This is a genomic window from Planctomycetota bacterium (assembly GCA_016125255.1).
GTDB lineage: Bacteria > Planctomycetota > Phycisphaerae > Phycisphaerales > Zrk34 > RI-421.
In genome coordinates this window covers 1-18798 of sequence record WGMD01000013.1, presented here as the reverse complement: position 1 = coordinate 18798, position 18798 = coordinate 1, and the positions used below count along the sequence as shown (strand labels likewise).

The following is an 18798-nucleotide window of genomic DNA, read 5'->3' as shown; positions in this document are numbered from 1 at the left end:
GTCAGACATGTGTGAACGACATGCCTGAAGGAGGCCCGTCATGACTGAAAACGATTCCGATCCGACCCATGCTTCCAACAACCCCGTCCCCGATCCCCTCGCCGGGCTCGGTCCGCAAGACCTTTTGCGACATGCACTTGACTCCGGCGCCGGCGACCCGGCCGATGCCCCCACCCGCCGGGGTGACGAATCGGTCGAGTCGGCCGCGTACACGCAGAACTTCGTGCCCCCGACGCCCGAAACCCTCGGCAAATTGCTGCCGCAGTTTCAGGTGATCGAACTGCTGGGTCGCGGCGGCATGGGCGCGGTGTACAAGGCCCGACAGGCGGCGCTCGATCGCTTTGTCGCCATCAAGATTCTTCCGCCGAGCTTCGGGCGCGACCCGGCCTTCGCCGAACGCTTCAGTCGTGAAGCCAAGGCGCTGGCCCGGCTCGGACATCCCAACATCGTCGCCGTCTATGACGCTGGTCACGTCGATGTGCCGGCCACGAAGGATCGGCTCTACTACTTCGCGATGGAGTTCATCGACGGCGTGTCGCTGCGGCAGGTGATCAAGGAAGGCAAGCTCCCGCCGACCGAAGCGCTGGCGATCGTCCCGCAGGTCTGCGAAGCGCTTCAGTACGCGCATGACGAAGGCATCGTCCACCGCGACATCAAACCCGACAACATCCTCCTCGACACGCGCGGCCGGGTGAAGATCGCTGACTTCGGCCTGGCGAAGCTGCTGGGCCTGGGCCCGACGGATGTAACGCTTACGCAGACGCATCATGTCATGGGCACCCCCGCCTATATGGCGCCCGAGCAGCAGCAGGCCTCCGCGGCCGTCGATCACCGCGCCGACATCTACTCGCTGGGCGTCGTGTTCTACGAGATGCTCACCGGCGAGCGCCCGATGGGCCGCTTCGATCCGCCAAGCAAGCGCGTGCAGGTCGACGTGCGGCTCGACGAGATCGTGCTCCATGCGCTGGAGCGCGAGCCCGTCCGGCGTTATCAGCATGCGAGCCAGATCAAGACGGATGTCGAGCAGGTCAGTCGTACGCCCGCCCCCGCTCCCGCGCCGCTCAAGCCGCTGGGCCAGATGACGGTCGGCGAAGCGGCCCGCGAGTTCTTCGTGCCCGAGCATCTGGACAAGCCCGGGGTCAGTCCCGCGCGGCGGTGGATGGGCGCGGCGATCGGCCTGATGGGGTACATCGCCTTCAGCATCGTGTTCAACACGTTCCTGCATATTGGCGCGGTGTTCATCCTGTTGCTCACCGGGCCGGTGCTCGGGCTGTTGACCTGGATCGCGATCCGCCGTCGTGGTACGCGCGCGGCCCGCCCCGCGCTGCTTCTGTTGAGCGCCTTCGCGTTCATGTTCGTCGGCATCCCGCTCATCTTGTTCATGTCCAACCCGCAGCCCACGCTCGACCGAATCTACGCCGTCACCGGCATCACGCCCGGCGCCGACGACGCCAAAGCCATTCAGATCGCATTCCTCGTTCTGGTGCTCGGCTCGCTCATCGCGCTGATCGCTTACTGGATCAAGCTGCGTCGCGCGGCATGGCGAAGTGCATCGTCGGGATCCAATCCGCCCGCGCCCCCGGCGTCATCAAATGGACCCGTCGCGCCCGGCGAGCACCCCGCCGCCGCGGGCCTTCGCTTCTTCATGTCGCCGCAGCCCGGATACGGCCCCGCCGTCGGCATCCCGATGTTCATCCTCACCACTCTGTTCGTCATCGCGGCGTTCATCGTCACCATGTCGGTCCCTGCCGAAGTGGAGTGGCCGAGCATGCTACTGCTGATCTTGGGTCCGGTGCTGCTGTTCCTCGCGTACATGGTGCTGCACATGCGATGGGTCGCCGCGGCAAAGAACCGCCGCCCCCTCCCGATCGGTCGCTTCATCGCCATGCTGGTCGTCTGCGGACTCGGGGCCTTCTTCGTCTATCGACTGTCCATGACGGACGACGGCGTCACGGCGGCTTCAACCGCCGCGACCATTGAAGTCGACGGCAACGTCACCTACTTCACCGGTCACACTTCGTCCGTCAAATGCGTGGCCGTCTCGCCGGATGGGCAAACGCTTGTCTCGGCGGGGACCGACGGGCGCGTGTTTGAGCGCGATGCGACGGGGAAGGTCGTCGGCACGATGGTGTCGCCTTTGGCGCAGAGCGATCCGCGACGCGCTTCGCTGTTCAGTCTGGCGATGTCGCCGTCGTCGCCTGAGATTTTCGCCGGCGGGAACACGGGAGTGCTGCATGCCATGATGCGCGACATGAAACCCCCGCAGCTTCGCATTGAAACCAACAGTGCCGTGCGCTTCATCGCACTGTACGACGAAGGCCGCAAACTTGCTTATCTGACCAATGCGGATACGGCGATGATGCTTCACGATCTGACCGCCGACAAGCCGATCGGGCAGCTTTCGATTTATCCCGCGCCCGATTCGCTCTTCGGCAACGTGCGCAGCGTCGCCGCGAGCACTGATGGACAAGCGATCGCCGTCACGTCCAGCAACATGGTGTATCGCGACAATGCGTGGAACTCCACCGGGCCTTACAAGCTGGCGGTGTTCGACACGCAGACGGGCAAGCAGTCGTTGACGTGGCAGTTCCGTGATAGCGCGGACTTCTCGTTCGCGCAGGTGATGCTGCCCAATCCGCAAACGTTGCTCGTCGCCCTGCCGTCGGGCGAATTGCTGCGGTGGCTCAAGAACGGGGAGACCTGGAATGCGATTCCGTCCGTCCGCATCGCGCCGGGGCGATACACCGCGGCCTGCGCATCGCGCGATGGCAAATCAATCTGGCTCGCGCAGGATCGGGAGATCGTGGAACTGCATGCGGTGAGCGGTCAGTTGATTTCGTGGGTCAATCTGAAAGTCGGCGAGCATGCCGGTGAATTTTCCGCGCTGCCGATCGAGTCGATCGCGGCTGCAACTGAGCCGCACACGGTGTTCGCCGGGCTGTGGGACGGCCGTGTGGCGCTGGTGAAAGGATATTTGGAGGGCGCGCCGCAAGAAAAGTCACCCGAAAGGAACGGGCCGGAGCGCCCATGAACGCCCGGTCGCGGCGGATCGAGCAAGGCGGAGGAACAGAAAATGGGCGGGCTGGGACTCGAACCCAGGACCAACGGATTAAAAGTCCGTTGCTCTACCGACTGAGCTACCCGCCCCAAGTGGTTGATTCATGGGGTGTTGCGGCGATCGTCGCGGCGGCGCTCCGTTGCGGGGGTCGCGGCGAGCGTGGCAGTATACGCATTGCAACAATTTCCGCCAACCCGCTCACGCCGCCCTTGCAAGGCAAATTCAATGTGACTAACATACGGGCCTTCGCGATTTCATATCATCGCTATCAAATTCAGGAGAGGCAACATGGCCCAATATTTCCCCGGCGTTTCGAAGATCAAGTACGAAGGTCCCGATTCCAAGAACCCCTTGGCGTTCAAGCACTATAACCCCAAGGAGAAAGTCGCGGGCAAGACCATGGCGGACCACATGCGCTTCGCCGTCTGCTACTGGCACTCCTTCAAGGGCACCGGCGGCGACCCGTTCGGTGTGGGCACAAGGCAGATGGCCTGGCTCGACGCCGCTGACGAGATGACGGCGGCGGAACAGACCATGCAAGCCAATTTCGAGTTCATCTCGAAGCTCGGCGTTACCTTCTGGTGTTTCCACGACCGCGACATCGCACCCGAAGGCAAGAACGTCGCCGAATCGGCCAAGCGACTTGACCACATTGTCAAACTCGCCAAGAAGTATCAGAAAGACACCGGCGTCAAGTTGCTGTGGGGCACGGCGAACCTGTTCACCCATCCGCGCTACATGAGCGGCGCCGCCACTTCGTCCACGCCTCATGCCTTCGCGCACGCCGGCGCGCAGGTCAAGCGCGCGATGGACGCCACGCTCGAACTCGGCGGAGCGGGGTACACGTTCTGGGGCGGGCGCGAGGGGTATGACACGCTGCTGAACACGAACATGTCGCGCGAGCTGGATCATCTGGGGACGATGCTGCACCTGGCGGTCGATTACAAGAAGAAGATTGGCTTCCGCGGACAGTTCTTCATCGAGCCCAAGCCCAAGGAGCCGACCAAGCATCAGTACGACTCTGACGCCGCGGCGTGCCACGCGTTCCTGCAGAAGTACGGCCTCGTCGATCATTTCAAGCTGAACATCGAAGCCAATCACGCCACGCTCGCCGGTCATGAATTCATGCACGACCTGGTCTACGCCGCGGAGAACAAGATCCTCGGCTCCGTCGACGCCAACCGGGGCGACACGCTTCTGGGCTGGGACACCGACCAGTTCCCAACGAATCTGTACGAGACGACCATGGCGATGTACGTGATCATGAAGAGCGGCGGGTTCAAACAGGGCGGGTTGAATTTCGACGCCAAGGTCCGCCGCCAGTCGATCGAGCCGGTCGATCTGTTCCATGCCCACATCGGCGCGATGGACGCCTTCGCCCGCGGCTTGAAGATCGCCGCGGCGTTGATCAAGGACAAGGTCATCGACGGCTTCGTCAAGGAACGCTACAAGGCGTGGGACACGGCCTTCGGCAAACAGGTTGAGAAGGGCAAGCTCTCGCTCGACAAGCTCGAGGCCCATGCGATGAAGCACAACGACGTCGTCGTCCCGTCCGGCCGACAGGAACTCATCGAGAACGTCATCAACGAATACATCCGCTGAACGGCGGATCGTCCGAATGCCACAACCCTCCGATGAAGACGCGGCGCGGCTTCATCGGAGGGTTGTCATTGGGGGTCGATGCGGCAGATCACTTCTTTTTCTGTTTGGCCTGGTTGCCGCCGGCCTTCAACTGATTTTCCAGGGTGGCGATTTTCTTTTGGTAGCTTTCGACGGCGGTCTGCTTGTTTTCGATGAGGCGGTCAAGATCCTTCAGACGCGCGGCGGGCGAGTTCTGGACGGCGTCGGCGACGGCGTGGCGCTTGGCGGTGTTCAGTTTCGCGCGCGCCAGCGCGAAGTTCTCCATGGTCTGCTTGGCATCGGGGTCGGCGTCGATGGCGGCGTCGATGAGTTTGTTCGCCTTGCCGGAAGCGGTCAGAGAGAGCCGCATCGCTTCCGCCACATCCGCCGGCTTCGCATTCGAATCCGCTTTGAGCTTGTCGTAGTTGGCTTGCGCGGCGGCGGCTTCCTTGGCGGCGGCCTTGTACTCGTCCGTGGTCATCGCCTGATCGGCGATGGCGCGACGCTTGTCCTCGTAGGCCTTCTTGGCGTTCTCGACTTCCTGCGTCGCCCGCGTGACTTCCTCGGTGTCCGCCGGTTTGGCGGCGGGCTTGTTGGCGCCGTTCTGGAGATCCTTCTGCTCTTTGAGGAGCCGGTCAAGTTCCTCCTGCGCATCCTTGAGCTGCTTCTGGAACATCTGGAGGCGCGTCTGCGGATCTTTGCCGGCACCATGAGCAGCGGTCACCAGAAGCAGACACGCGACAAGCGCGCACATCAACAGGAACGTCCGGGGCATGGGAGCTACCTTTCGTCAGACGCAATCACTTGCTGGCGGGCTTCGTGCCGTCTTCGGACTTGGCAGGGGCGGCGGGCGCGGGTTCGGCGTTCTGGGGACCGGCCTTGGCGTAGAGCACGAGGTTGGTCATCAGCTTCTGTGCCGATTCGGTGTTGTAGCCGAACACGCCCCAGACGGGCTGATTGAGCATGGCTTCGGTGAGGTCCTCGCCGCTGACGATCACGCGGGGCTGACCATTGATATTGATCGCCAGAAAGCGCGGCGTCTCGACCTTACCCATGCGAAGCAGTGCATAGGCGCGATAGTCGACGACGGAGGAGTCGAAGCCGCCGATGCCGCCGCCTTTGATGACCGGCGAGTCGAGATTGATCGGACGCACGCGATCGTTGGGGAAGGCCTTGGTGAGCATCTGCATGACCGAATCGGCGAAGGGTCCGCGTCCGCCGGCGTTCTCGAAGAAGATCACGCCGCCGGATTTGACGTAGCTGGTGATGCTCGCCGCCTGTGCATCGGAGAACTGCACGGCATCGGTGCCGACGACATGCACGAACGGCACGGTGTTGCGGTCCGGGAGCTTGTCCAGATCAACGACCTGCAACTTGATCGTCGCTTTGGAGGCGTTGTGCATGAAGTTGGTCTGCACTTCCCACGCCGGCGGCTCGGGGTCCCAGTTGCCGGCATACTTGGCGCGGCCCACGACGATTTCCGCCCCGCCGTTGCCGCCTTCCTTCTTGACGAAGTGCTGCTCGAGGCGATTGCGCGTGCGGCCCTTTTCCGTGGCGTAGTAATAAGCGTTTGCGAAGAATTGCCACGGCGTCGGATCGACCATGCTCGACGAATGCAGCGTCCAAGACACGTCGCGCGGCAGATGCAGAATCAGATGGCGAATCCCATTGTCCACCGCCTGCACGCCCAGCCGATTCGCATCGACCTGGAACACCACGTCGTTCAGCTCATCCTCCTTCGACAGCGCCTGAAGCGGATACTCGGGGTACATCTGCTTGAACATGTTGCGCATCGAAGTGGTGAACTCGACGCTGTTGTTGTCGGCGGTGGTGACAAGCATGCCGCCCAGGTCGATGTAGCGCTTGATCTTGGCGATCTGTTCGGGCTTGAGGTCCAGCGCGGTGTGCGAAGCGAGATAGAGAATCGGCGCGTCGAGCCAGTCTTCGGGGGCGCGCGTGATGGGCACGACCTGCCAGAGCATTTCCTTTTCGACTTCGTCGGAAACCCATTCGGTCAGGCGTGCGATGTCGCGGGGCCGGTTGTTCCAGTCGGCGTCGGGAATTTCAAGTTTGTTGATGAACACGGGCACGCGGCCGCGGACGAGGAAGAGCAACTGGAAGGCGGCGTTGGACCCGGAGCCCATGTGACTGAGAATCCAATTGGCGCCGCCCTGATACCAGTCCTGATCGCCCAGGTATTTGCGGCCGGAGGCGAGACCGACGCGTTCGATGCCGTACATGGTGTAGGCTTCCTGGTTGCCGCCGACGTTGACGCCGGGCTTGAAGTTCTTGTCGAGCCAGGCGAGGCCCTTGTCAATGATGGCCTGAAGCGGGTGCTGCCGGGCGCGTCCGACGGTGCGGAAGTCCTGACTGTGCAGGTAATCCTGCGTGATGTAGAGCGTGACGAGACCGGCGGTGGTCATCGAGGTGCGGGTATCGCCCTGCTGATAGCCCCATCCGCCGTCGTCATTTTGCGAGGCGATGATGTGTTTTTCCGCCCCGCTCCACAGCGCCTGCCCGACCGCGTTGCCGCGTTTGGCCGCTTCCCAGCAGCCCAGCGTGCCGTACTGATGCGTGGAGTTGTCCCAGTCCTTGGAGTCGATCTGGTATCGCCAACTGATGCCGCCGGTGCTCACTTCGTGCGACGCCTGTTGAAGCCAGTAGAGGTCCTTCTGCAGGTACTTGTTGAATTCGGGGGGGATATGCGACCAGACATGGGCCCGGCAGGACACGGCGTAGGTTCCCTTCATGTCGCACTTTTCCAGGAACTCGATCGCGCGCTGCAGTTTCGGATTCTGATAGCTTTCGCCGCTCGTCAGAAGCGCATACGTGATCAGTGCCGTCGTGCCGCCGTAGTTAATGCCCGTGACGTGATCATTGCCCGGCTGGTCGCCGTCCCAGTAACCGTTCTTGTTCTGTGATGCGTAAAGTCGCTGCTTGAGTTTCTCGATGCCGTCGGCAATCTGCGCGTCGGTGACAAGCTGAGCGTGGACGGGACCGGCAAGAAGAGCGGCGACGAGCATCACGCTGGCGACGAGTTTTTGGTTCATAGCTTCCCAATCGTGGTCGAAGTACCGGGATGAGTATCCAGTTAACCCATTATACGACAAGACGTCGGAACCGCCACCACCCAAAATGGAAATCGGGTACAGTACAGCGGGTATACTCCCCTAGACGCTTGACATTGCCCCAGGTTCCCCGATGTACCGCCAATTACCCAATCTCTTGACGCTACTGCGACTCGTACTGGCGACGGTCTTTTTTGTCGTCCTCAATCAGTACCATTTCGCCGACACCGTCGCCGACGAGGCGACGCTGGTGCTCTGGTCCTCGGGCATCCTGTTCATTCTGGCCGCCATCACCGACTGGCTCGACGGATTTCTGGCTCGTCGGTGGAAGGTCGAAAGCCGATTCGGCCGGATCATGGACCCGTTCTGCGACAAGGTGCTGGTCATGGGGGCGTTCATGCTTCTGGCCGGTCCGCACTTCGTCATCCCCGAAAGGGCCGCCCAGGGCGAACTGTTCACCATGATCAGCGGCGTGTATCCGTGGATGGTCGTCGTCATCCTCGCCCGCGAACTGTTCGTCACCTCTGTCCGCGGCGAACTGGAAGGACAAGGCGCCAAGTTCGGCGCCAACATCTTCGGCAAGCTCAAGATGGTGCTTCAATCCGTGACGATCCCCACCGTGTTGTTCATCATCTGGCTCGACCCGACGAACAATCCCGCAGCGGCATGGACCCGCGACGGTTTCGTCTACGCCACCGTCATCGCCACCATCCTCAGCGGGCTGCCCTATCTCGACGGCGCGCGACGCGCGATGAAGGAAGTCGAAAAACTCGGTGAATGACTCCTCGTTTGGCGGCGTCGCTCGCGGCGGGGTTTGCATGTGGCGATTCAGACGCCGATAAAGACGGAGCGCTCGCCGTCGGCTCGCGGCTAATCGGGGGCGAGGCGGCGCTTTTCATCGGATGACCGATCGCTACAATGCCCGCCATGAGTGACCCGGACTGGTCATCGATGCTCGCCTCCAAGTTCCTCGTGTTCGACGGGCCCGACGGGTCCGGCAAGAGCACGCAGTTTCGTCGTTTCTCGTCGTTTCTCGACGAGCGCGGCGTCCCGGTCGTTGAAGTGCGCGAGCCCGGCGGCACGCTCATCGGCGAGCACATCCGTGACGTGCTCCTCAATCCCGAGCACGACATGATGGATCTGCGCTGCGAAATGATGCTGTACATGGCGAGCCGCGCTCAACTCATGGCCGAGCGCATTCGCCCGGCGATCGAGCGCGGGGCCTGCGTGCTGGCGGACCGTTTCATCTCGTCCACGCTCGCCTATCAGGGCGCCGCCGGCGGGATTCCCGTGGCGGACATCATGCACGTGGGCCAGGTCGCCGTCGGCAATCACTGGCCTGACCTTGTCGTCGTTTTCGATGTGGACGAGCCGACGGCGGCGCGGCGGCTCAATCCGCTGCTGGACCGCATGGAGCTCAAAGGCGCCGAGTACCATCGCAAGGTTCGCCGCGGATACCTGGATCAGGCGGCGGCGGACCCGGACGGTTACCTCGTCATCGACGCCCGCCCCGACGCCGACACGGTGTTCAAACATCTGTGCAGCCGCATCGCCGCCCGCGCCGGCAAGTGGCCATCCCGATAATCGCCCTGCTGCAAATGCCTCAGCGCCGCGACCGGCGGCGCATCGCACTGACCGCGCCCAGCAGCGCCAGCCCCATCGGACCCGCCGTCGGAAGGGGCACGACCACCAGCCGCAGAATCTCGCCGTTGCCGCCGCTGATGACGCCCCATTGCCAGGACAGGCCCGGCGTAAGCTGCGCCATCGACGTGTCGAGCGAATAGTTGCTGCCGATCGTGACCGACGTAGCGGTCAGCACATCGAACTGATCGCCGAGCACGGGGTTGAACCCGTCCGTGAGCACCGCCTTGACGATACTGTCCAGGACGGCGATGTCGCTGATGGACACGAAGTCATAGCCGATATCGTCGGCGAGCGTCTGGTCGCCCTGGTCATAGCCGTTGATTTCGACTTCGTAGGTCGCGCTGTTGGCATTGTTGAGGTGGTATTCGCCGAAGACGGCGGTCATGCCGGGGCTGTTGCCGGGCGCGAGAATGCCGCCGTTCTGGACCAGATTAAACGGAAGCGCGACGGAGCCGAACGTGTCGGCGTGCAGCGTTCCGCCGGTCCAATTGAAGGCGGCGACGTCGGAGGCGTTGTTGCCGTTGCCGTTGCCGCGCGTGATGACGCCGGCCTTGAGGGTTCCGCCGGTGAAGTTGAAAGTGCCTTTGATAATGCCGCTCGAACCCGCGTCATCGCGCTTGCCGAGGGTCAGCGTGTTCACATCAATGAGGCCGGCGGCGAACGTCATCGTGCCCTGCGTGGTGCCGGTGGCGGAATTGGGCTTCTCACCGATGGTCAGGTTGTTGAGGAAAGCGTTGATGTTGCTGCCGGCGCCTTTGAAGTTGCCGCTGGCGCCGCCGCCGGTGACTGTATCCTGCCAACCGATGAACATATTGGCGCGATTGCCCGCACCGGCCTTGCCATTGATGGTGACGGTGGATCCGCCCGCTAGGAAGTCCATCACGCTTGTGTACTTGGACCCGCCCAAGTCGATGGTGTCCACGTTGAAAGTCGTCGATGCGCCCAGGTGCATCGCGACGTTCGTTCCGCCCACGAACTGACTGTAGCCGATTGTCATGGAATTGGCGGTGACGGTACTGTTCGCAGCGAGCGAGACCGTCGCGCTGGGGCGACGCTGTCCGCCGCCGCTGTCGCTGTTGGTGCCGACGCGGAACTGATTGACATTGGCGGTGAACGTGGTGACCGCGGAAAGGTCGAGTACGGCGTCAAAGGCTTCGCTGGTCCCTGTACCCAGGTTGACATCGCGCCGACCGATGTCGAGGGTCTGCGAACCGGTACCGACGGAGACGGTCGAACCGGTGACGGTCAGGGAGCCGGAGTTGCCGTTGGCGGTGCCGTTGTATCCGACGCGGAGCGTATCGACCGAGAGATTGCCGCCGATGGTCATCGCGCCCTGATCGACGAACAGTTCGCTGGAGCCGCCGCCGTCGGTGACATCGCCGGTAACGTTGAACGTGCTGCCGTTGCCGACCATTTGGAGCGTGCCCTTGGTGCTGGTGGGGGACGAGCTGCCGCTGGTCTGCGCGAGGATGACGCTGCCGGCGGTGACGGAGCCGGCGCCCATCTTGAATGTCGCGGTCGAGTTGCCCGAGCCGCCGGCGCTGCCGTGGCGGGAAATGATCACCTGATTGAGCGAGGCGGTGAGGGTCCCGGCGGAGGTGTCGAAGGTCGAGACGGGTGTCGTGCCGGTGTTCACATCGTTGTAGCCGATGAACAGATTCGCCGCGCCGGAGCCGGCGGTGTTGTTGATCGAAAGCGTCGGGTTGGTCAGGCCGGTGTTGAAGTTGGCGGTCAGACCGGTCTTGCGGTGTCCGATGAAGATGTTGTCGGCGTTGAAGACGTTGGTCGTGCCGAGTTTGAACGTATTGCTGTTGCCCGCGCCAGCGTTATCGCTGTTGGCGATGTCGATGAGGTTGGCGTTGATGGTGTTGGAGCCGGCGAGCGTCACGGCGAAGTTCGCCGCGGAGGACGTCGAGCCGGCGATGCCAACGGAGAACGCATCGACGTTGGCCTCGAATGTGCTCAGGCCCGACATGTTCAGCGTCGTATTGACGTTGCCGGTCGAGGCGAAGCGACGGCTGATGACGACGTCGGCGGTATGGGTCGCGACAGCGCCGACCTGCAGTTTTCCGCCGGTGCCGGTGATCGTCACATTGACGTTGTTGTCCGGCGTGGTGAAGGCGCCGGACAGGTCCATGCCCACGGTGAAGTCGGCTTGATCCAGCGAGCCGTTCGCATCACCGTTGACGGTCAGCGTTTGGCCGGAGCTGATGGTGAGGTTGTGCGTCGTCGAGGAACCTGCGCCGGTGCCGCCGAAAGTCAGCTTCTGTACGGTCGCGCTGCTGTCGACGTTGCTGAACCCCGTCACGGAGGCGAAGTCGCCGGCGGTTCCGCCGGTCGCGGTGCCATCGAAGTTGGCGGTGTCGGAGGAGCTGGGGATTGAGTCCGGCCCGTCCCAGTTGGGGGCGCTGAACCAGTCATTGTCGCCGGTCGAACCCGAGTCCCATGTCCGCACCGCACCTTGCAGATTCCACGTCCCCATGCACGCCACTGTGCAGACCAGCAGCGACACCTTGAACTTCCGCGAGCTTTTCATGTCTGAATCTCCTGTGCCTTCCAAGGGTTTCTCATGGACCTCGTCACACCAGCCGCCGAGCATGCACACACCGGCGACGACACACCATTCGTGCGCCCTACGCCCGATGAACCGGCAACATGGATTTGCAATGGCCTCAAAAAAATGTTTCGTTCCGCACCCACCAGATTAACCGGCGGCAGCGCCCGCTTGCAATAGAAATCTTGGTGATTTCTCGACAATTTTCCGGCGGGAAACAGCCGGGTGCGGGCGAGCATCAGTGAGTTTTTTTGAGGAGAATCAGCGCGGCGGCGGCGGAAAGGGCGCCGGTGAGAAAGGCGCTGTGGTAACCGAGGGGCGTGGCGATGAGCAGGCCGACAATCGGGCCGGTCAGACCCATGGCGATGTCGAAGAAGGCGATGAAATTGCCGACGGCCTGACCGCGCTGTGCCGCCGGGACGTGGCGCGTCGCCTCGACCCCCATCGCCGGGAAGATCAGCGAGACGCCGCAGCCGGTGATGACCGCGCCGACGAAAGCCACGGCCGGATGCGGGGCGATGAGCAGCACGACCTGCCCCGCCGCCTGCACCATCAATGACACGCTCGCCACCGGCACGCCGCCGACTTTGTCGGGTAAATGTGCGAAAAACAGGCGAATCACGATGTACCCCACGCCCGACCCCGCCAGTGCGAGCCCCGCTCCGCCCCAGCCCTGCGAGGTGTAGTAAAGCGTCAGGAAAGTCATCACCGCCGCGAAGGGAATCGAAGCCAGCGACAGCACGACGCCCTGCCGCCAGATCATGCCGATCACGTGATGCAGCGGCGCCCGTTTGCCCGGCACGATCGGAGCCGCCCCCGTCATCCCCGCGATCGCCATCGCCAATAGCGGCGCTCCCATCGCCGCCATTGCCACCGCTTCAAACCCGAAATGCCTCTGCAAAGCCAAGCCCAGCGGCGCCCCGATCGTCAACGCCGTGTACATCGAAATGCCCTGCCACGCCATGACCCGCCCCGTCCGGTGCGGCCCGATCCGCGCAATCCCCCACGTCATCGCCCCAGTGATAAACAGACTCTCCGCAATACCCAGCAGCACGCGCCCCGCCATGATCCACATCAGCGCCGCCGCCCCCGCCATATACGTCGAAACCATGTACGCCCCGCCCGCCGCAACCGCAATCGGCAGCCCCATCAACACCACCGTCCGTGACCCCAGCCGGTCGCTCAGCGACCCCGCCGTATGCCGGCTCATCACCGTGATCAGCGACTGCAATCCGATCGTCAAGCCGACGATCCCAGCCGCGAAACCCAGGTGGTCATGCACCTCAAGCGACAGCGGCGCCAGCGGAATCGCGATCGCCATGAACCCTAAAAACACGATCGACACCAGCGGGCCCATCCCCGCCAGCGTGCTCAATTCCGCCGGCCGCTCCATCGCCGTCTCATTCACGCAAACAGAACCATCAGCACCCATCATCGGGCCTTTCTAAAACAACTCGCAACTCGTCAACCGGAGAAACCTTCGATGAACCAACACGCGGCGGGTTACACGGCAGGGCGATCAATTCCTGATCGCCCACCATGATATGCCGTCCCCATCGGCCCGCCCCGCTTCAACGCAGCGGGTTCCCCCTACCGGATCAAACCGCCCGCATCGCACCGGCGCGGCAACAAGTCGAATTTCACCCATCGCGGGCGCCCCTCGATATCCCCGTCATTTTCGCATCTTTATGACCATCTTTCACACCGACCGCGCGCACGGTGCGCACGGGCGCGGTGACGGACGACGTCCCGATGCGCGTCGATACAGGACTTACATCGCCCCTTGCCGCGCCCGTGCGCGTTTGGGTCACGCCGGTGCGCACCACATCCGTCGCTTCCGTTACAATGCCCCGATGCAGTCCATCCTCGGACATCAGCGCGCCATCGACGTCCTCCAAGCCGCCCTCATCAGCGGCCGCATGCACCATGCGTGGATCTTTCATGGCCCGCCCGGCGTCGGCAAAGCGACGACCGCTCTCGCCCTCGCCAAAATCCTCCTCTGTCACGATCCGCAGACCGACCTTGCCGGCCGCCTCGAAGCGTGCGGCGTGTGCAAATCCTGTCGCATCTTCAACACCGAGCAGGCCGCCCATCCCGATCTGCACATCGTCACCAAAGAACTCGCCCTCTACGCCGACGACAAACAGACCCGCGACCGCAAACTGACCAGCATCCCCGTCGACATCGTCCGCCTGCACCTGATCGAGCCCGCCTACCGCTCCGCCGCCCTCAATCACAACAAGGTGTTCATTCTCGACGAAGCCGAGTTGCTCAACGACGCCGGCCAGAACGCCCTGCTCAAGTGCCTGGAAGAGCCCCCGCCCGGCACATTCATCATCCTCGTCACATCGCAGGAAGATCGCCTGCTCGCCACGATCCGCAGCCGCTGTCAGCGGGTCGCCTTCGCCGAACTCGATCACCAAGTCGTCGAGCGCTGGCTCGATCAGCAGCCGTTCTCGCAATCCATGAGCCCGGCCCAGAAGTCATGGGTGGCGAAGTTCGCCCGCGGCAGTCTCGGCCGCGCCGCCCTCGCCGCCGAATACGGGCTCGACGAATGGCAGCAGACGATCAGTCCGATGATCAACGCCATCGCCGCCGGGCGCGGCGCCCCCGACATGGGCGAAGCGATGGCGACCCGCGTCGAGGAATTCGCCAAGGCCTGGGTCAAGAACCACGACAACGCCTCCAAGGACGCCGCCAACAAGATGGCCGTCCGCCTGATGCTCGGCGTCGTCGGCGAAATCTGCCGCCAATCGCTTCATCATCGCTCCGCCCCGCTGACCGACGCCGCCGCCCATCCCTGGCTTGTCGGCATCGACCTGATCCAGATCGCCGAACGGAATCTCAACTCGAATGTGTCGCTGCCTTTGCTGCTCGATCATCTGGCGATAGAATGGTCCGACCAATGCAGACGCCAACCCGCGGGCCGATGATTGACCGGCCCGCTGAGCATGACGGTCTCGTCGGCATCGGGTGCCACGGTTTGGGCGTCTTCGACCAAACCGTGCCCGCAGGACGGCACGGCTTGCAGAGCCAAGCCGTGGCACCCGAGCAACCCCGTTGAGCCATGAATGCTCTTCCCGTGCGTTTGGAACCGCCGAAGCGTGTCAGGCGCCCGGCGGACCTGAAAAACGCCCTGACGACAAACGAGCCCGACCCCCCGCCGCCGTGCAACCGGTGCGTGATGCGTCGCGCTCGATGCGGAATCCAGCAGTATGCCCATCTATCCCCTTGAGGTGATGAGCGAAGAGGCCGAGGCCCAAGCCATCGCCAAGCTCGAACCGCCCAAGAGCATCGTCGTCCGCTACGGCTACCTCAAACAGATCGGCGAGTTCCCCTACGACGGCGGACTCGTCCTCGGCTGCGGCACCAAGCTCATCATCCGCACCACGCGCGGCGTCGAAATGGCCGAGATGCTCACCGTCACCTGCCCCAACTCCGGGTGCGGGTCGAGCATCTCGCGCTCCCAGATGCTCCAGTACATCGAAAACTCCGGCGGCAAGCAGTACCCCTTCTCCAACGAAGGCAAAATCCTCCGCGTCGCCACCGTCGAAGACCTCAACGAGCAATCGCGCATCGAGGCCGAGAAGCACAAGTTCGTCAAAGCCGGGCGGCAGATCATCCGCGATCTGGACCTGCCGATGAAGCTCGTCGATGTCGAGCAGTTGTTTGCACGCGATCGCGTGGTGTTCTATTTCACCAGCGAGAACCGCATCGACTTCCGCGAGCTGGTCCGCCGCCTCGCCGCCGAGTTTCATGTGCGCGTCGAGATGCGCCAGGTCGGCGCCCGCGACGAAGCGCGCATCGTCGCCGACTACGAACGCTGCGGTCAGCACTGCTGCTGCAAGCAGTTCCTGAAGGTGCTCAAGCCCGTGTCGATGCGATCGGCGAAGGTGCAGAAAGCCACGCTCGACCCGTCGAAGATCAGCGGGCGTTGCGGGCGGCTCATGTGCTGTCTCCGCTACGAGGACGAAACCTACGAGGAGCTTCGCAAGCGCCTGCCGCATCGCAACACGCGCATGATGAGCGAAGACGGGCCCGGCTTCGTCATCAGCACGCAGATTCTCACGCAGCTTGTCCTGCTGGAGCTCGAATCGACCGGCGTGCGTCAGGCGTATCCATTGGAGCGTTTGGAACGCATCGCCAAGGACGCGCCCGGCGGCGATCGCCGCGACCCCAACAAGCCGCGCGAGGTTCCGCAGGGCCGCGACAAACCCGAGCGCCCCCGGCGCGAGCCGCGCCGTCCCCAGCCCGGCGCCCCGCTGCGCGATCAGGAAGTCGAATCCGTCGAAGGCGAATCCTCGGCCGAACTGCCCGTTGATGAAACCGGCGAAACGCTGCCCGCCGAAGGTCAGCCCGGCGGCGGCGAAGGCGCGCCCAAGAAGAAGCGCCGTCGTCGTCGACGTCGCCGGCGCGGCGGCGGCGGCGGTCCCGGCGGGCCTGAAGCGTCGGGCGGCTCGGGGGACGGCGGCGGTGACGGCGGCGGTGGTGGTGACAACGCATCGCCGCCCAGTGAGGGATGATGCGTCATGCACGGCTCGCCCAGTTCACGCAAGCGCTATTCCCAGTTTCTGGCGCAGCGCCGCACGCGGGTCCACCTCGATGAGGAAGGCCGGGTCATCGACGACCTGCCCGCCGACCGGCGCGCCAAACGCCGCCGCTACCTGCGCCAGTACATCGAATGGCTTCGCCCTTTCCTCAGCGGGCTGATCTTCATCTTCATCCTCGCCGTGGCGTCGGCGCTTTTGAGCATGATCCGCCCCGTCCTCACGCAGCAGATCATCGATCACGCCGTCCTCGCCGATCACCTGGACGCCGCGACGAAAATCTGGCGGCTCAATGTCTTCGGGTCCGCCATCATCGTCACGATCCTCATCGCGCAGGCGCTCGATTCGTGGCGCAACATCCGCATGAGCGTCCTGAACATGGCGATCATTCACCGCCTGCGCCAGCGGCTTTTCGACCACATGCTCGAACTGCCCCTGGCCGTCCTGCACAACACCAAACAGGGCGGCGTCACGTCGCGGCTCTCCGGCGATGTCGACAGCGTGACGCGGCTGCTGAACCTCGTCATCGTCTCGCCCGGCGTGGCGATCGTGCAGGTCATCGTCGCGCTGGCGATCATCTTCGCATGGAACTGGCGGCTGGCGCTGGCGGCGACGTTGTGCGTGCCCCCGCTGATTTTCATCCACATGGCATGGGTCCGGCGCATCCGCCCCATCTATCGCTCCATGCGGCGCGACCGCGAGGAAGTCGACGGGCGCGTCGTCGAATCCTTCGGCGGCATCCGCGTCGTCCGCGCCTTCCGACGCGAAGCCCACGAACGCCACGACTACGCCGCCGGACATCACACCGTCGTCCGCAAGACGCTCCTGGCCCGCGTGCTCGAAACGCTCGTCGGCGCCGGCTGGGGCGTGATGATGCCCGTCATCAGCATCGTCGTCGTCTGGTACGGCGGATACCTGGTGATTCGCGATGCGGGCACCGGGGCGGCGAGCCCGACGACCATCGGACAAATCTTCGCATTTCAGTGGTACGCCTTTTTCCTGCTCGGCCCGGTGCTGCGCATCGTCGAGTCCATGAGTGAAACGCAGCAGTCTTTGGCCGCGCTGGAGCGCGTCTTCGACCTGCTCGCCGAGCCGGTCGACAAGCCCGATGCGGAGGATGCGGTCCCCGCCCCGCGACAGGTGCGCGAGCTTCGCTTTGACCATGTCTGGTTCGGCTACGATCCCGATCGCCCCGTCATCCGCGATTTCGATCTGCACGTCACCGGCGGCAGCGTCATCGCCCTCGTCGGCTCCAGCGGCGCGGGCAAGACGACCATCACCGACCTCGTCGCCCGCTTTCAGGACCCCACCCGCGGCGCGATCGCCTGCAATGGCATCGACCTGCGTCGCTTCAAGCTCGAAACCTACCGCCAACTCCTCGGCGTCGTGCAGCAGGATGTGTTCCTTTTCGACGGCACCGTCGCGCAGAACATCGCCTACGGCCGGCGCGGCGCGACGGACGAACAGATCATCGACGCCGCCCGCCGGGCGAACGCCGATGCGTTCATCCGTGATCTGCCCCAAGGTTATGAAACGATCATCGGCGAGCGCGGCGTCAAGCTCTCCGGCGGGCAGCGCCAGCGTCTTTCCGTGGCGCGCGCCTTCCTCGCCGATCCGCAGATTCTTATCCTCGACGAAGCGACGAGCAACCTCGACACCGAATCCGAGCAGCTCATCCAGGCCGCGATGACCGACCTGCTCCGCGGACGCACCACGTTCGTCATCGCCCATCGCCTCTCGACCGTGACGCACGCGGACATGATCGTCGTCATGGACGCCGGCGAAATCGTCGAGCGCGGCACGCACGAGGAACTTATCAAAAAGTCCGGCCTCTACACCCAGATGGTCCAGCGCCAGCGCGAAGCATTCGATATCGACACGATCGAAAACCCGGCGTGATGTTCGAGCCCTCCCCCTCCGAGGGGGAGGGTTGGGTGGGGGTGAATCTTGTCAGTCCAAGGCCGCGATCGAATTGATAGGGTGTGCCGAATCGGAACCATCATTAACTGATGCGCCTCACCCTCCCCCAGCCCCGCCCTCAAGGGCGGGGAGTCAGAAGCCCTCCCCCTCCGAGGGGAGGGTTGGGTGGGGGTGAATCTTGTCAGTCCATGGCCGCGATCGAATTGATAGGGTGTGCCGAATCGGAACCGTCATTAACTGATGCGCCTCACCCTCCCCCAGCCCCGCCCTCAAGGGCGGGGTGTCAGAAGCCCTCCCCCTCCGAGGGAGAGGGTTGGGTGGGGGTGAATCTTGTCAGTCCACGACCGCACTCGCATTGATAAGAGGCGCCGAATCGGAACACACCTT

At 63.6% G+C, this 18798-nt stretch carries 11 protein-coding genes and 1 tRNA gene; 7 read left to right on the top strand and 5 right to left on the bottom strand.

All coding sequences use genetic code 11. The features are described 5' to 3' along the window. Nucleotides 1-40 precede the first annotated feature (40 nt). A complete protein-coding gene (locus tag GC162_11840) occupies nt 41-3031 on the top strand; it encodes a protein kinase (GenBank protein MBI1369329.1) in 2991 nt (996 codons plus the stop codon). A 43-nt stretch (nt 3032-3074) separates the two neighbouring features. Here the strand turns inward: GC162_11840 and GC162_11835 are convergent. Beyond that, a tRNA-Lys gene (locus GC162_11835) sits at nt 3075-3147 on the bottom strand. Nucleotides 3148-3346: 199 nt separating this feature from the next. Here GC162_11835 and xylA point away from each other — a divergent pair. Continuing rightward, nucleotides 3347-4660, top strand: a complete 1314-nt coding sequence (gene xylA, locus GC162_11830; GenBank protein MBI1369328.1) for a xylose isomerase — start codon at nt 3347-3349, stop codon at nt 4658-4660. 88 nt (nt 4661-4748) lie between these two features. Here xylA and GC162_11825 read toward each other — a convergent pair whose 3' ends face one another. Together GC162_11825 and GC162_11820 are read right to left on the bottom strand one after the other, a co-directional pair. Further along, the gene (locus tag GC162_11825; protein ID MBI1369327.1) at nt 4749-5453 is read right to left on the bottom strand and encodes a hypothetical protein; all 705 of its coding nucleotides are present in this window, start codon (nt 5451-5453) and stop codon (nt 4749-4751) included. A gap of 25 nt (nt 5454-5478) precedes the next feature. Further along, nucleotides 5479-7728, bottom strand: a complete 2250-nt coding sequence (locus tag GC162_11820) for a DUF4159 domain-containing protein (GenBank protein ID MBI1369326.1) — start codon at nt 7726-7728, stop codon at nt 5479-5481. Nucleotides 7729-7879: 151 nt separating this feature from the next. Here GC162_11820 and GC162_11815 point away from each other — a divergent pair, with 151 nt between their 5' ends. Together GC162_11815 and tmk are read left to right on the top strand one after the other, a co-directional pair. Beyond that, nucleotides 7880-8527, top strand: coding sequence for a hypothetical protein (locus GC162_11815; protein MBI1369325.1), 648 nt, complete (start codon nt 7880-7882; stop codon nt 8525-8527). A 137-nt stretch (nt 8528-8664) separates the two neighbouring features. Continuing rightward, complete coding sequence (gene tmk / locus GC162_11810; GenBank protein MBI1369324.1) at nt 8665-9330, top strand: dTMP kinase; 666 nt, start codon at nt 8665-8667, stop codon at nt 9328-9330. A gap of 19 nt (nt 9331-9349) precedes the next feature. Here the strand turns inward: tmk and GC162_11805 are convergent, their stop codons facing one another. Both GC162_11805 and GC162_11800 read right to left on the bottom strand, forming a co-directional pair. Continuing rightward, nucleotides 9350-11926, bottom strand: coding sequence for a hypothetical protein (locus GC162_11805; GenBank protein ID MBI1369323.1), 2577 nt, complete (start codon nt 11924-11926; stop codon nt 9350-9352). A gap of 256 nt (nt 11927-12182) precedes the next feature. After that, complete coding sequence (locus GC162_11800; protein ID MBI1369322.1) at nt 12183-13337, bottom strand: MFS transporter; 1155 nt, start codon at nt 13335-13337, stop codon at nt 12183-12185. Between the two features lie 151 nt (nt 13338-13488). On the opposite strand from GC162_11800, the gene GC162_11795 reads away from it, so the two are divergent. The 3 genes from GC162_11795 (at nt 13489) to GC162_11785 (ending at nt 18390) form a co-directional block, all read left to right on the top strand. After that, nucleotides 13489-14877 carry an AAA family ATPase gene (locus GC162_11795; GenBank protein ID MBI1369321.1) on the top strand — a complete coding sequence of 463 codons (1389 nt, stop codon included), beginning with the start codon at nt 13489-13491 and terminating at the stop codon, nt 14875-14877. 282 nt (nt 14878-15159) lie between these two features. Beyond that, the gene (locus GC162_11790; GenBank protein MBI1369320.1) at nt 15160-16467 is read left to right on the top strand and encodes a hypothetical protein; all 1308 of its coding nucleotides are present in this window, start codon (nt 15160-15162) and stop codon (nt 16465-16467) included. 6 nt (nt 16468-16473) lie between these two features. Next, complete coding sequence (locus GC162_11785) at nt 16474-18390, top strand: ATP-binding cassette domain-containing protein (GenBank protein MBI1369319.1); 1917 nt, start codon at nt 16474-16476, stop codon at nt 18388-18390. The last annotated feature ends 408 nt before the right edge of the window (nt 18391-18798 follow it).

Excerpts from the sequence above, each read along its gene's own strand:
- GC162_11840 (MBI1369329.1), top strand. The coding sequence starts at position 41 with ATGACTGAAAACGATTCCGATCCGACCCATGCTTCCAACAACCCCGTC.
- xylA (MBI1369328.1), top strand. The coding sequence starts at position 3,347 with ATGGCCCAATATTTCCCCGGCGTTTCGAAGATCAAGTACGAAGGTCCC.
- GC162_11825 (MBI1369327.1), bottom strand. The coding sequence starts at position 5,453 with ATGCCCCGGACGTTCCTGTTGATGTGCGCGCTTGTCGCGTGTCTGCTT.
- GC162_11820 (MBI1369326.1), bottom strand. The coding sequence starts at position 7,728 with ATGAACCAAAAACTCGTCGCCAGCGTGATGCTCGTCGCCGCTCTTCTT.
- GC162_11815 (MBI1369325.1), top strand. The coding sequence starts at position 7,880 with ATGTACCGCCAATTACCCAATCTCTTGACGCTACTGCGACTCGTACTG.
- tmk (MBI1369324.1), top strand. The coding sequence starts at position 8,665 with ATGCCCGCCATGAGTGACCCGGACTGGTCATCGATGCTCGCCTCCAAG.
- GC162_11805 (MBI1369323.1), bottom strand. The coding sequence starts at position 11,926 with ATGAAAAGCTCGCGGAAGTTCAAGGTGTCGCTGCTGGTCTGCACAGTG.
- GC162_11800 (MBI1369322.1), bottom strand. The coding sequence starts at position 13,337 with ATGGAGCGGCCGGCGGAATTGAGCACGCTGGCGGGGATGGGCCCGCTG.
- GC162_11795 (MBI1369321.1), top strand. The coding sequence starts at position 13,489 with ATGCCGTCCCCATCGGCCCGCCCCGCTTCAACGCAGCGGGTTCCCCCT.
- GC162_11790 (MBI1369320.1), top strand. The coding sequence starts at position 15,160 with ATGCCCATCTATCCCCTTGAGGTGATGAGCGAAGAGGCCGAGGCCCAA.
- GC162_11785 (MBI1369319.1), top strand. The coding sequence starts at position 16,474 with ATGCACGGCTCGCCCAGTTCACGCAAGCGCTATTCCCAGTTTCTGGCG.